16 protein-coding genes are annotated in these 14,234 nt (G+C 41.4%); 6 read left to right on the forward strand and 10 right to left on the reverse strand.

All coding sequences use genetic code 11. From position 1 onward, the window contains the following. Positions 1–45: 45 nt before the first annotated feature. The 8 genes from IHV80_RS08945 to IHV80_RS08980 form a co-directional block, all read right to left on the reverse strand. Positions 46–1,485, reverse strand: a complete 1,440-nt coding sequence (locus tag IHV80_RS08945; protein ID WP_226088482.1) for a sigma-54 interaction domain-containing protein — start codon at positions 1,483–1,485, stop codon at positions 46–48. 100 nt (positions 1,486–1,585) lie between these two features. Continuing rightward, positions 1,586–4,477, reverse strand: coding sequence for a UvrD-helicase domain-containing protein (locus IHV80_RS08950; protein ID WP_192888786.1), 2,892 nt, complete (start codon positions 4,475–4,477; stop codon positions 1,586–1,588). Positions 4,478–4,630: 153 nt separating this feature from the next. Next, positions 4,631–5,758: an HNH endonuclease gene (locus IHV80_RS08955; RefSeq protein WP_192888787.1), complete on the reverse strand. Its 1,128-nt coding sequence runs from the start codon at positions 5,756–5,758 to the stop codon at positions 4,631–4,633. Further along, positions 5,758–6,375, reverse strand: coding sequence for a class I SAM-dependent methyltransferase (locus IHV80_RS08960; protein ID WP_192888788.1), 618 nt, complete (start codon positions 6,373–6,375; stop codon positions 5,758–5,760). Before IHV80_RS08960 ends, IHV80_RS08955 begins: the two co-directional genes overlap by 1 nt. Before the next feature lie 186 nt (positions 6,376–6,561). Then, positions 6,562–6,729, reverse strand: a complete 168-nt coding sequence (locus IHV80_RS08965; protein ID WP_055318677.1) for a helix-turn-helix transcriptional regulator — start codon at positions 6,727–6,729, stop codon at positions 6,562–6,564. A gap of 57 nt (positions 6,730–6,786) precedes the next feature. Continuing rightward, positions 6,787–7,287 (reverse strand): phage N-6-adenine-methyltransferase, encoded by a 501-nt coding sequence (locus IHV80_RS08970; RefSeq protein ID WP_016784429.1) that lies wholly within the window; start codon positions 7,285–7,287, stop codon positions 6,787–6,789. Continuing rightward, positions 7,277–7,942 carry a YagK/YfjJ domain-containing protein gene (locus IHV80_RS08975; protein ID WP_226088483.1) on the reverse strand — a complete coding sequence of 222 codons (666 nt, stop codon included), beginning with the start codon at positions 7,940–7,942 and terminating at the stop codon, positions 7,277–7,279. The genes IHV80_RS08970 and IHV80_RS08975 overlap by 11 nt, the downstream gene beginning before the upstream one ends. 1 nt (position 7,943) lies before the next feature. Then, the gene (locus IHV80_RS08980; protein WP_102535802.1) at positions 7,944–8,213 is read right to left on the reverse strand and encodes a helix-turn-helix transcriptional regulator; all 270 of its coding nucleotides are present in this window, start codon (positions 8,211–8,213) and stop codon (positions 7,944–7,946) included. Positions 8,214–8,368: 155 nt separating this feature from the next. On the opposite strand from IHV80_RS08980, the gene radC reads away from it, so the two are divergent. From radC to IHV80_RS09005, 5 genes are all read left to right on the forward strand, one after another. Next, positions 8,369–8,833, forward strand: a complete 465-nt coding sequence (gene radC / locus IHV80_RS08985) for a RadC family protein (RefSeq protein WP_192888789.1) — start codon at positions 8,369–8,371, stop codon at positions 8,831–8,833. Beyond that, the gene (locus IHV80_RS08990) at positions 8,830–9,264 is read left to right on the forward strand and encodes a DUF2787 family protein (protein ID WP_192888790.1); all 435 of its coding nucleotides are present in this window, start codon (positions 8,830–8,832) and stop codon (positions 9,262–9,264) included. Before radC ends, IHV80_RS08990 begins: the two co-directional genes overlap by 4 nt. 101 nt (positions 9,265–9,365) lie before the next feature. Next, entirely contained in the window at positions 9,366–9,812 is a 447-nt protein-coding gene (locus tag IHV80_RS08995) for a DUF2787 domain-containing protein (protein ID WP_192888791.1), read from the forward strand. Positions 9,813–9,894: 82 nt separating this feature from the next. Then, complete coding sequence (locus IHV80_RS09000; RefSeq protein WP_226088484.1) at positions 9,895–10,668, forward strand: hypothetical protein; 774 nt, start codon at positions 9,895–9,897, stop codon at positions 10,666–10,668. A 380-nt stretch (positions 10,669–11,048) separates the two neighbouring features. After that, a complete protein-coding gene (locus IHV80_RS09005) occupies positions 11,049–11,336 on the forward strand; it encodes a hypothetical protein (protein WP_192888793.1) in 288 nt (95 codons plus the stop codon). 45 nt (positions 11,337–11,381) lie between these two features. Here the strand turns inward: IHV80_RS09005 and IHV80_RS09010 are convergent, their stop codons facing one another. Together IHV80_RS09010 and IHV80_RS09015 are read right to left on the reverse strand one after the other, a co-directional pair. Continuing rightward, positions 11,382–11,642, reverse strand: coding sequence for a helix-turn-helix transcriptional regulator (locus IHV80_RS09010; protein ID WP_055318719.1), 261 nt, complete (start codon positions 11,640–11,642; stop codon positions 11,382–11,384). A gap of 682 nt (positions 11,643–12,324) precedes the next feature. After that, positions 12,325–13,347, reverse strand: coding sequence for a hypothetical protein (locus IHV80_RS09015; protein ID WP_192888794.1), 1,023 nt, complete (start codon positions 13,345–13,347; stop codon positions 12,325–12,327). Between the two features lie 135 nt (positions 13,348–13,482). Here IHV80_RS09015 and IHV80_RS09020 point away from each other — a divergent pair, with 135 nt between their 5' ends. Continuing rightward, positions 13,483–14,232: a hypothetical protein gene (locus tag IHV80_RS09020; protein ID WP_192888795.1), complete on the forward strand. Its 750-nt coding sequence runs from the start codon at positions 13,483–13,485 to the stop codon at positions 14,230–14,232. Positions 14,233–14,234 lie beyond the last annotated feature (2 nt).

The raw sequence follows: 14,234 nt of genomic DNA on the forward strand, positions 1-14,234 counted from the left end.
AGTGATACTTAGCAACGTTTACGCCAATTTCAAACTTGGTTGTTTTTATGATTCCAAATTAAGCGTTTTCAGCCAATTATTCAGCGTTTGATGATTATTTAAACCCAACGATTTTGCAGCTTTAGATTTGTTTCCAGCAGCATAATCCATCGCAGATTCAATTGCACTTTTCTTTATATTATCAATATGTTGCTGAAGGTCACCAGGGACCCTAAATTCACCATTGTTCACCGAAGTTAGGTCGCGACTTATTATCGCGACCTCCAAATCTTGTTTAGTGATCTCTTTACCTTCCGACCATAATACGGCTCGGTTTAATGTGTTCCATAGCTCACGAATATTACCCGGCCAGCTGTATGCTTCTGCAAATTCTATTGCAGACTTGGAAATATTCTTACTCTCAAATAAGGGATGAGTCTTCATCTGCTGGTTTATCTCGATCATCAACTCTTCGATCAGGAAAGGGATCTCTTCTGAACGCGCCCTTAACGAAGGCAACTCAATCACTCCAACGGCTAGCCGATAGAAAAGATCTTCACGAAAAGACTCGTCAGAAACCATTTTAAAAAGGTCACGGTGTGTCGCAGCGATAATCCTCACATCAACACTTTTCGTGGCAACGTCTCCCACCTTTGTAATTTCCTGCTGCTGCAATGCCCTAAGTAATTTAACTTGAACGGCTAAAGGGAGTTCACCAACTTCATCAAGAAATAATGTTCCACCATTTGCTTGCTCAAATAGACCAGCATGATCTTGGTGTGCCCCTGTAAACGCACCTTTTACATGACCAAACAAAATGGAATCAACCAAATTTTCAGGTAAAGCACCACAGTTAACAGCTTTAAATGGCTTATCAGCACGAGGACTGGCTTTATGAATACCTTTTGCCATCACTTCTTTACCGGTACCACTTTCTCCGAGTAGCAAAGCCGGCAGATCTGCATAAGCCAATCGTTGCGCTTTCTTGATGACGTTCTGCATGACAGTAGATTTGGCCGTAATCGAATCAAAAGCACTATTGAGAGACGGTGTTTTTGAAGCAAGTTGAGCAATAGCTGTTGACGAAGATTTTTGATACTCAGCAGAAAAGTCTACAGGTACATCAACTTCGATTAACTGACCTTGAGGGGTAGTTTGAACTAACTGACATTTCGCAATACTCTTTCCAAGTAGAACAGAAACGACTGTCATTGCAGGAGTACCAGAGGTCAAATTTAGATAAATACCATCAGCCTGATCAGAGACATGAGCCAGTTGCTTGTGCATGACTTTGGTAATTGCAGTGTAATCAATTGGAGATGACAACCTGATACGTTGAATCTTTACTGAAGTATTGGAGCGCCCGGCACAAGCAAGTTTTTTTTCAAGCCACTCTTTGTAATCATGCCATTCATCTTCCCATGTACTAGCCAGAATCACGACATCATCAAATGCTGGCGCTTTTAACGCAATAGTCGCAATTGAAGCTGTTTTATCTAGCTTCATCTGATCAAGGTCTGTTCTTCCAAGCCAACTAAGCAAGGTTGCCATTCTATCTTCCGTAATTATCTTTACTTATTGATAAATACTTTACAGCAATAGTCGCTTAGTTGATATTCAACTGCTCTAGTTTCTGCGTATAACCACAATTTTTATCTGCATTTTTTCTATATGTCGAACAACTCCAGAACTGACCGTACTTCCCATTTCTTAGCTTCATCTCACTTCCACAACGCTTGCAGAGAGGGCGAATGTCGCCACACTCTTCGTTGATGCACTCCTGAAAGCCAGGCTTAGTTGTACTGCTCATTGGGCTGCCACACTGGCTACAAGGGGTTTCTTTGTGCTTACAACGAGGATAGAACGAACAAGACAAGAACTTACCGTAGCGACTAACGCGCTCTTTCAATATTCCTGTTTTACAGCTGCTACAAGAAATTTGTTCAAACAGTTTCTGTACAAACGATGCATCAAATTCATCGGTATCTACGTAGTATTTGTTCTTTATGAGTTCGACAACAAAATCACTGACATCCGTCATATCTGCTAATAGGTACGCTCTATGTTTTGCTCTGGTTAAAGCGACATAAAAAAGGCGCCTCTCTTCAGCAAATTCGTAATCATCACCTTTAGGCAATAGCGCGTCCACCAGCGGAGGGGTTACTTTTTGAGACGGGAAGCCATTCTTACCCGTTATTAATCCCATAATGATGACATAATCGGCTTCTTTACCCTTAGAGGCATGGAATGACTGACAAGTAATTTGTAATGATGGGTATTGTCTATTAATTTCTTGAAGCTGCTGGTAATCAGGCATTTGATGCCAAAACCTGGCTAGTAGATACACCTTATTCTGCGCTGGTTTACCTGAGGTATGAACGCAAGCCAAAACAGCATTAAGCGCTTTTTCTAGGGGAGATACACCTTGTTCATTTCTACCTTGTCTGAGTATTGATACAGCAGGCTTGTTAACCTTAATCAGGGACTGAATGTCTTTTTTGACTTGTACTGGGTTTCTGGTGACAAATTGCGTTGCTACATCTCCAATCGCACTGTTAAAACGAAACGTTAAATCCAATTTTGTTTCCGAAGTCGCACCGAAATACTCAACAAAATTAGTAGTAAGCTTAACGTCTGCACCACTAAAGCGATAAATAGCCTGCCAATCATCCCCAACACAAAACAGTGACGTACCAGGCAGTGAATCACGCAACGCTTTGACTAGCCTAGCTCTGGGCTCTGAGATGTCTTGAAACTCATCCACTAAGATGTATTTCCAGGATGAAACAAACTGTCCGGTTTGGACGTACATCAATGCTTTACTGATCATGTCATTGAAATCTATCCACTGTTTTTCACGAAGAAACAGCTCATAGCGATTGTATAGTGGATACAACAACTCTAATGCTTTCTCTGTTTGCTTGGGATCGATTGAGTTTCTAATGACGTTCTCTATCGCAATATCATCAAGGCAAGCCGCTTTGTACATATCCACCAAAGCACTAAACAATTTAGCCAACTCTGTCACTTGACCTAACTGGCGCAGGTTATTAAGTAAATCCTGTGGCGGGATGGGGTTAAATTCGACTTCACGCTCCAACAGTTTATTTTCAAGCACCTGAAGAAGCTTTCCAACTTTATGCTGGTGGTAGAACACCTCAACATAACCAGTCTGGTATTGCTTGTGCGTTTGGCGTTTCCATTCAATCGACTCTTGATAGCGATCTTTATCAATCCACGGGGCTGTATTACCGTGCTCATCAGTACCGTAGTATTCAATGTAAATGTCGTGGTCTGGTAAATAAAAGTCTGGGTGATATTGGCGATATTGATCTGTACTTACGTCAAATCGATAGCTCGCTTCATAATCATAATTAATTCCGTTTCTAAATAGCCAGTTGGCAATGACAACCTCACCGTAACTCTTTACCTGGTCGCCTTTCAATGAACGGATGTCATTGTCAGTTAAGTACTGTAGATACTCACCTTCACTTTGAAACTCAAAAGGATTCTTATCAACAAAATAATACGAGCTGAAGTACTCAAGTAAAGACTCACGGTAGCCATCATCAAGCATGAGTTGCTCTAGGTTATCGTTCATCCATTTTGATTTAGCTTTAATGTCGTCTTCAAATGGGGATAGGTTTGGTTTTGAACCTTCAACTTCAGCGATTATTTTCATACCCAAGCTATGGAAGGTGCTGGCTCTCACGTCATCAAAACCCAGTTTGTCTTTGATGCGCTCGTCCATTTCCTTAGCTGCAATACGACCGTAAGCCAACAGCAAGATATCATTTGCAGTCGCTTGATCACTATTAATCAGATACCCAGTTCTACCAACCATAACACTTGTTTTACCGGTACCCGCTCCAGCTAAAAGTAGATTGTTGTCGTTATCCGTAATACAAGCGATTCGTTGCTTCTCTGTTAACGGGTTAGATTCGACGTTGTCGAAAAACATTCCGTATTCTGTTAGCTGCTTTTGGACGTAGGCATAGCGCATATTCTCAATATCTGACGGCTTCCAGGCACAAATTACATCGAGTGTGTGAGCGACCTGTTGGGCTAGTTCGCTTAACCCTAAAGCTGACCGCCATCCCTTCCACCTTTTCGCTTCTTTATTTGCGATGGTTTGAAAGCTTCGAGTTTCAGACGTTCTAATAAAACTTGCGGCAGAGGCATTTTCCACTTGGTCCAAAAATGGAATCAGTTTCTGAGCGTTACTGTTGGCCCAAAAAGGAAAGAAAGTGTGTTTGTGTCGATGTGTAAATAGGTAGCTCAACATCGGAACGGACAAACCGACGTCATTTGTTTCAAACGACAAAACGCCACCTGAAAAGCCTAATTTGGCTACTGGAGGAGCAACTATCGTATCCCACTTGTACAACGTTTTTATATTGTCTTTGAAGATGGTAATACCGTCTTCGTTAACGTTTACCTGTTGTCGCTTGCCAAGAAGGTGTGCCAAAAAGTTGGTTTTGAGGAGAAGTTTCGTCATTAAAAATACAATCGCAAAGTTGGAATGATAACGTTATATGCAACTGTAGTTTACATGACAAAGTATGAACTATAGTGATCTACATCGGTATTGAAGGGAATAGAGCTCTGACTTTTACCCAGAGCACTCTGAAGGTATTGAGCAAGAATTCAATTAGCGTCCTTTAAATAACTCGCCTCGATGACAACGAAGGTATGGTCTGTGATCCGGCATGATTCTAAATGCCATATCTTCCTTTAAACCGATCATATCCGGAGACTCCAAGTAGCTTGAAATAAGTACCTTTCCGTTATCATCAAAGGAGATAAAACCGAGATCAAACGCTTTATCTAGGTTGGCAAGAAGCAGCAAACCATTAAATTTATCTAATCGCTCTTCATTACTAGAATCTCGCCAGGGTTTAATGTGTGAAGCCAATAACAGCTGTGTATTTCGATACCCTGTAATGGCGCAACCACCCCACATCTGAATCAGCTTTGATCTAAAGTGTCCCTGCCCTACTCTTGTATTAACCAAAATAGTCTTTTCAGTTTCGGACAAAGTTTTGTCAGTCATCACTTGTTTGATGTCTGCATTAACATCGACTTGAGATAGGTCAGCTAAAAACTTGTGGTAATGAGACAAAGCGGCGCTGTACATCCCCTTACCCCTAGAGTCACAAATTTGAAACTGTTCCAACTTTCTCGCTTTTTCTTCATAACCAACAAACTCACGATACGAATTGATATCAGTAAGCGGTGCTTCTAACTCACCAACATCCATCAACCAATTAGATATCGAGCCTCTTATGGCTCCAAGGTAGTTCTTCGCGGTTTTTTCAGATTTACCAATATCAATCAACCACTGATGATATAACGTCGCTAGATCAGATAGATTAGAAACTAAAGCATCCTTTAGTTCGTTAGAAACGATATAGCTTTTCATGTAGCTAAACAGCTCATCGTCAATATATGCGTGGGAGACCGCCTTTACTGAATAACGACTGGTTGACGTATTGTCATAACCGTCATTGAAGAAAAGGTGCCAAAAGCCTTCACTTCTCAAATGGAAGAAAGGGTTTTCTGGGGTATTTTTGTCAGCCCCCTGAGCTAGGTTATCAAAGTGATGTGTAAACCGTTCTTTAAGGGCTTGGTTAAGGCAGATCTTATTGGTCGAAATATGCCCTGCTTGAATTAGATCCATAACAGCCAGCAACATACAGACTTTATGAGGACTTTTTTTGCCACCAGCATTGTTCATTTTCAGGTTTTGAAAACGATCTAAGTAGTACTCTAATGCCATTATCGACCCTTGCTTTTGTTAGATTTTGCATGTTCTAACACTACGGTTCGCCAAGATATCTCTTTTCTCTTCAATGAATCAGAGTCTTCGGCAACGTGACAGACTGTCAGCCCTACAGCTTCACTTAACCTTTCTAATTGTTCGACTGAAACACTGTAAGCACTACGCTCATCATTAAAGCCGCCATGACGCAATGTGATCACTAGTTTTCCATTCTCGGAAAGCAGTTCAGACAATACAGCGATCGACTCTTTTCGAACCGCCGAATTTAAATGCATCCATACCGCTGAAAGTAAAATCAAATCGTAATGACTGCACAGCTCTCTAGCTTTGCTTAAAGCAGGCAGAGCATCGTCTAACCACTGAACTTGAGTCGAGGAGTTTAATCTCCCTAACTGGCAAAGTTCGCTTGCTGGTTCAACAGCGACCACTGAGCAGCCTTGTTCAACAAACCACCTCGAATCTCGACCTGAGCCAGCACCGATATCAAGTACACTTGCATCACCATAAGGCCAATACATACGCCACACACGGTGGACATTTTCGAATTCTAAAGAATCGTACTGCTTTGCAAGCTGAACAGCGTTTTCGTTGTAGTAAGAAACATTCCCCGACATAAACCGACCCATATACCAATCTGACTCGATAGTATATGGGTCAGTTGCATATGACGATTAAGTATTAGATAAGTATCAGTAATTGTGATTAGAGTCTCGTGATGCCTAACTAACAAGTATTCCATCGATTTACTGCCTTTTTAAGAACATAGAGCCAGTAGCTTTCACTACTGGCTCATACTGTTGCTACATTCTATTATCTATCCATTCATCCAGTTCGTACTCTACCCATGCAGAAGCTCTCTCACCGAGTGATACGTTGTGTGGAAACTCCCCGTTAGCCATCATTTTATAGATACTCGATTTACTCAACTGAACCCTTTCTATTACTTCTTTTAAACGAACTAATCTCATGAGAATTTCCTCGTGTTGTTATCTCTCATGAGATAGAGGCGCTATGTAAAAAATGACTTACTTGGGCTCTAGCTTAAGCTTGTCTTGAGTAGTGGTTCCTATTTTTTGCTCCACATCATTTCCCATTACACACACCATGCTTGGGAATGGCGCTGCATCCTGCTCCTCTCCATCTTGTAAGAACTTAAGTCGCCCCTTAATAAGACGCACCTCTCCATGGCTTAAATGGTCATGGAAGGCTTTTGTGTCCGTTCTAGCAGGAACCAACATGACGACGGTTGCCCCTTTATTCGCTTCTTCTTGTGCTTTCTTAGCAAAGTCTTTGAGTTGGGAATAAGGTGGATTGCAGTAGACCGTCTGATTACTCCAGTCTTGAGTGAGCGCATCATCATCCATCGTGAAGTAATGGTCACACAGTGCTGTTTCAGGCTCAGCCGTTGCATCAAGCGTAAAGTGAAATTCTTCGTTGAGCTTCTTAAATACAGCGGGTGGTGTTTGCCATTTGTCACGCTTGGGGTTCCCTGTTCGAGCGCTGGAGAAAAAGAGCTTATTGTCCATCACAACTCTCCTTGGTATTAGCGTAATCGGCTTTCTTCTTGGCCTTTTTAGATTTACTGATAAACGAGCCTAATGTGTTTTTCTCATCATGAGTCGTTGTGTTGACTCTGGCCTGTCTACTCAATACATAGAAAAGAAACCCACGCTGGTAACGGTAATCATCATGCTCTTTGTTCAACTCAACGAGTGGTTGATTCAGAAAGAGACAAACGGCATTGATATTACGTTTATCAACATTGGTTGTATTTCTCCACGAGTTTTTGGTGTCTTTTGTCAGTCGCTTTCTAAGCTTGAATTCATTGACAAATGGAGGGTAACTTGAAGCATCAAGGAAAAGAGTCATACGGTAACTTATACAACCCGTTTGGCTCACCTCCCTTTTCCATATCACGTTAAGGTTGTCATCCTTTCGGTAGTGGCACAGACGGTAGAACCATTGGTTGATTAGCGTTTTCTCTTGCTGGTTTTGTTTTTTGGGTATTCGTAACCGGAATCGAAAGACATAACAGTGACCAAAGCGCATCAAGGCGTTTTGATATGCACGAGATAAAATCTCAAGCGCAGCCAGAGAAAGATTGCCATGGTCAATATCGACTTGATAATCACGATAAAACCCCTTCTCTAATTGCTTCAAACCTGCCTCATTGTTCATCATTTTATCTTCCATAGCGTTTCTCCTGTTTTGCCTTTTCCACTGCTTGTATTGCCAGTCTTTCGTCTCGCTCTTGTATCTTCTCTTGTATCCAGTTTTGGATATCTTGAGAGCGCCAGCCAATGGCTCTCGCGCCTAATGACACGGACTGAGGAAAAGCACCTTGTTCCATAAAGCTGTAAATTGACGCCCTTGAAAGGCCACTGATATGAATCACTTCTTTTAATCTCATCAAGCGATTGGGATGTTCGGTGTTCGAATGGTTTGAATTCATGATGACTGCCTTTGTTGGTTTCACTCAAACAAAGACGTTGTTGTGTATTTTTTATCTCAACTGGTCTCAGGTGGCCTCATTCAAATTCGATTGAAAAGTTTTTCACATCCATATTATCCCCTTGAGTATTCCGTTTATTGATACAAGGAGAAGATATGGAAACGCTATATACCTTCAGCGCTCCCGTCACAGAGCACCAGATATTAGAGAAAGCCGTCGAGATACTAGAGAGCCGCTTAGTGAGTGGGGATGCTTTTACTCGTCCGAATGACACGAAAGCCTTTCTACGCTGCAAGCTAGGAGAATATGAGAGAGAAGTCTTTGGGGTGATGTTACTCAACAACCAACATCAGTTGATTGAGTTCAATGAGTTGTTCTTTGGCACGATTGACAGCGCTTCAGTGTATCCACGAGAAGTGGTGAAGCTGGTGCTTGAGAGAAACGCCTCAGCGGTGATTTTTGCTCATAACCATCCATCGGGTGATTCCACCCCATCACAGGCTGATAGACGCATTACAGAGCGTTTAAAGGATGCTTTAGCACTGATTGATGTGCGAGTACTCGACCACATTGTGGTGGGCAGTGATTGTGTGTCTTTTGCTGAGAGAGGTTGGCTATGAATCGTGTTATCAAACGTAATTTCAAACTCGACCTATTCCACCAGCTGGTTGAGCTCTTAATTGAACAATACGACATTCCCACAGAAACAAAACGCCTTGCGCTTAACCTTAAGGCCGCAAGCTTCTACAGCAACCGAAGCGGGATACACCCCATAGAGGTACAGCTTGAACGAGCTACTCCTAATGAACCTTGGGAGGTACGATTCATCGCTTCTTTTGATTACCCAACACTAGAAGCTGAGAGCGTTGAAGTATCTCTATATTTTAACTTCAAACACCAATGGTTCTATCAACCAGATATCCAACGATGCGAGCTCAACAGGCCTGAGGTGCATTCGCTCTTCATTAGCTGGCTCAAGGCATTCACCAAACACCTAAAGGCATCACAGTTCGATACACAGACACTCACTATCGTCAGTCGATTTCAGTAGTTGCTTCTTTCTTACTTCAACCATCCCAACCACATTCGATTCAAGCCAATCTCAGATACATATCATCCAACCGAATAAATAACTATTGAAAGGGAAAGACCATGAAACCACAAACACTGACCATCACAGCGCCATACTCACCCGTATCTCAAAAACTCAAAAGCTTGTTGAAAAACAAGATAGAGACTTTCTGGAAACAGAACCCAACCAAGAGGGGCTGTGAAAGCCTCACCATTAACTTTCGAGATGTCAGTTACAGTGCTGACGCTGGTGGCTATCACCCGGTAGAAATCATGTTGCTGAAAGAACAGGAGAGCCAGTATCAAATCCAATACCTTACTGACTTTGCTTACATGAGCAACGTTTACCCAGAGCTAGAGCGTAATGTGGATTTTGATATTGCTAACGGACAAACGTTCATTGCCTCTATGGGGTGGCAAAGCTGCGACGATAAATCCATTGTGGAGTTCTACTCTCTCTGGGAAAGTAACTTTCTTGCTTACTTACAAATGGGAGCCTATGACGAGATTAAAATATCGATAAGTTAAAGACGCCATCGGTCAGATAGTGACGCACCCATCGTTAGGATGATTGCCACTCTATCAAGTAACCACCAGCAGCGACCTAACCATGACAACAAGGGATAAAGCCAGTACCACAGAGCAATTATCATTGGTGTTTGAGTTATATCGACGTATACCACAAGGTCGAAAGGTGACGGCTAAGCAGCTTCAGGCTGAGTTAGTGGATGCAGGGATGTATCGAGGCATCAGAAGCGTACAGCGTAATCTCGATGTTATCGTCGATTATTTTGATGTCGATAAAGACACTCGAAGTAAACCTTTTGGTTACAGTCGCGGAATGTACAGTCAACCAACCTTAGGCGCGAGAGAGCTTGTCCTGCTACAGCTCGCCAAAGCAACCATTAGCCAGCAACTCCCACCATCCTTAGAGTACGCCATTGATTTTGCATTCAGCCTGTTAAGAGCCCAACCACGCACCTATGCAGGAATGAAACCACCACGAGGAGACACAAACAAAACACATGCAGTGATTAATGAACTAAACACACCAACAACGCTAGGGGAGTTCTTCGAACCCATTTCAGTGGCACTGGTTCATCAAAAACAAATCACGCTTACCCTTAAATCCGGTAAACAGATAGAGCAAGTCTCACCTGTTGGTATCACGACGACCGCAAGTGAGCTTTATTTAGTCTATCAAAATACACTCAACGATTACGACGACCTTCCTTTAACCTGTATTGCTAAGCTGAAAGTACTGACCTTCTATTTTGATTACCCGTCAGGCTTTCAATTACAGCAGTATCAACTCAAATCAGAGCCTAAGCGCTCAATACAACAACTAAGTAATGTCACTCAATTGATTGCATCGGACAGATAATGACGCAAGCAGTGATACCTTACCTCTGCTTCAAAAATTCAATGGAATCCACAGGGTACTTACTCCCTTTCATGTTCCATTGTGCCATAGCGCAATCAAAGTAAAGCATGGGGCACTAATCTTACTTCAACTCCATTAGGTTAGTGTGCAAGGCAGAACTGTACTTTACGATTGGCTGCGCCATTAAACGTCTCTAGCTAAGACGAACAATGTTAAGGGGGACGGCCGCCCCCTTAGTATGGTCATGTCGAAACCACCTTATCTGAAACGCATATTATACAAGAAAAACCCCATATCTAGGCTATTAGCGTTTATCTCACCTGTCGTCACTTCGTTGAGTTTTACCTAACTAATACATACATCTCAATTGGAGAATTATCATGAAATCAATCATTACTAAAATCATCACACTAGCTGCTTTAACCATCTCAATGAACGTGAGTGCTGAAAGCGCTATTGATGCGCTCAGTGTCGAATCGATTAAAGCTACTCTTACACCTGAGCAGATTCAACAATCCCTCAGCCAGTGGAAAGAGAACCAACTAAAACAAGTTGAATCACGCGCTCAGAACATCTCTGATAGAGCGCCTATTGAGGCAAGGCGACAATTAGTGAAGTCTCAAGTCGAGCAAGAATACAAACAGACAGCGAAAGCCTTAGGCTTGTAGCTTGTCGATTATTAGGAAGGGAGCGTAACGCTCCTTTTTTTTGCTTCAATACGAAGCGAAAGGATTAACTCGCTTCTCAGGGGTAACGTAATGTGGGCTATTTTTCATTTCAGCCTGCTCTCGCTTGAAATTGCTTTGACTCACCTTTCTCATTAAGAACTCATCAACCAAGGATTCTTCCCAGCCAACAGTACGAGCAGATATTTGAATGCTTGCAGGAAACTCACCAGCAGCAATCAATCGGTAGAGAGTCGCCTTGCTCAACCCTGTTTTATCTAACACTTCTCTTAATCGAATCAATCTCATTTTGACCTCACTCACTACGGTTGTAAAAACGATGACTCCCTTAGACGCCAAGATATCTAGCACCACAGGGAATCACCTAGTCTCATACAATAAGTAACAATGAGTTCGTAACGACCTTGCACACTATCGATAGGGCAACAACTCATTTCCAGATTAGTTAGCTTCGACTCAACATTACATTCAATATGAAAAATTGATCTGTAATTGATTGATATTGATAAACATAAGAGTCTTTAGGACTCTTAATTGACTAGAATAAATTTGATAGAAAAAAGAGATAAGAAAAAGATTTATAATGATGTCGCATGGTCATGCTCCTCTATGCATTATAAATCCTACCCAGTCTTCTCTGCTCTCTTAATCTAACAGACACAACCGAATCTCTTCAGTCATGCCTGTTAGGTAGAGCCCCTTGTCGAAACAGAAGCTCTCTATACAATAGGGATGAGAATGTATTTTTTATTTGCAGAAGATAGTGCAGCCTTTTGTATCAACATGGAAAACAATTCTAATACTCGTCGAACTAGTGAGATTCACATTCCACATTGAATAGATACAAGGTTGTCTCGCTACCTTAAGCCAGCAAGTTGCTCACCTATAGATCAATTTGTCAAAAGACTAGGCGAGTGACCAAACAGTACCACTCTGATAAATATCAAAACTATTCGTAATAAATTATGTCTTACCAATTATCTGAAAACGTCAACGATGCATCAAAAGCAAACTTAAGACCTTTCATGACTTCAGAGAGCCCCACCTTTATCATTTCCAACTCGTCAACATTCAACTCGTTATCAAGGATCCCCTGATAAGCCTTGGACAATGGACATAGCGCTTCCAAATGAAAATTGGTATCTGGATGTTGGATACAGTGTATAGATAAGTTGAACAACAAATGCTTAGCAATGGCAGGCCTTAACAAATCGGAATGTATATCTATCAGCGCTCGTTTCACTTCATCGCAACACTCCCCCTTAGACTGCATAATTATTGAACTTACTAACACATCATAATCATAGTTTGATTCGTAACTCTCTAGTAATAGGTCGGAGTAACTCACAAGCTTTCTACCCTCATCTGAAAAAAGAAGTCCATAACTACTACTTACGACACCATACAAGTATTTCCCAGTAAAGCCTGAACTCAGCTTTGTGATTACTCCTAAGGATATTAAACGCTCCAACTGATTACGGACACCGTCGACACCAACACCAGAAAACTTAGCTAGCTCTTTCGTTCCAGGAATAACTATACATCCTAATGGTGATTTTGATATCAACCAGAAGAGTATTAAACGTCCCGCATAACTCAAACAATCGACTGCATCAATCCAACTCTTATTAACACCACTCCCCTTATCTACTACTGAGTAAAGGCAATAAAGTGATAGCGCATCGACCTCTCCTCTATCAGGCTGAAACGATGCAAATCTTAAATGATTTTTCATCACAACTGAGTACATTGAGAAACGATAGCAATATTGCCTCGAATCAATTCGATGCTTATGTAACACGCCTTGTTTAACGAGAGAGGTTATGCTCGCTTTTATCATATTTTCTGGAAAGGCAAATTTTATCGATAGCTCTTTAACCGACAATATGTACTCAGCTTCTACGCCCTCATGATGCAATAAATTCAGCATAAATAGTTTATCTCTTGCGATTAAACCTCTTAACCATTTATCAACAATTTGAAATTCAACCACAAATAAACCTATAGGTATTTTAGCTTTAGTGACATGTAACATAACACATAATGACTACATGTCACACTTCAAAAAGTGACACCTACATGTCATCTCGCATTTCGATATACTGAGTAAAAAATAGGGAGTCTTCATATGAGAGCATTGGATAAATGGGATGTGAGTTGGGTTGACCAGTTAACTGAAAACGAGCTTGATTGGTTAATTACTCATTTAGACAAGAAGGGAATTTCGTCCCCTTACGATACCATCAGTGAAAGCTTTGATTTGTCTAAGAAAGAGTATGTCTGCAACCGTTTGGTGACGATAAACTCTGCGGGTGAATATAGAAAAATCAGACAAAGCTACCGGCAGTTCAAATACAGGCAATCTAGCTCCTCAAAGACCAGAAGCTATACGCTGAGCAATCAAGCAATTACCGAACTCGACAAGCTGCGCTTTTCACTCGCACAAGCACAGAATAGAAACACTCCACTCTCAAAGTCAGACGTAATCGAACATTTAATCTATGACACGTACAACGACTTAATTGACAGAAAGAGCGTAGAACGCCTTGCCCATAAACAGCTAAAACATGAAAAAGACATTGAAAAATTAAGGTATGAAAAAATCAATTTTGCTAATGCTAGAATGGAAAAGCTAAGAGAAAGAGCTCAATCTAATCAGACTTCAGTCATTGATCAACTTACTGTTGAGAATGAAGAACTTTATAAAGAGCTTGAGAGTGAGATGAATATAAATTCACTATTAGAGGATAAAATAAAAACCCAAACGTCCTATCATGATCAGACTATTTCAGAGAATGAAAAATTGAAAACAGAAGTTGATGAGCTTAAAAAACAAATTCAAGCTTTGCTAGCAGCTAAAAAACGCCTCGGTCTTTGATG

The organism is Vibrio bathopelagicus (assembly GCF_014879975.1).
GTDB classification, from domain to species: Bacteria; Pseudomonadota; Gammaproteobacteria; order Enterobacterales; family Vibrionaceae; genus Vibrio; species Vibrio bathopelagicus.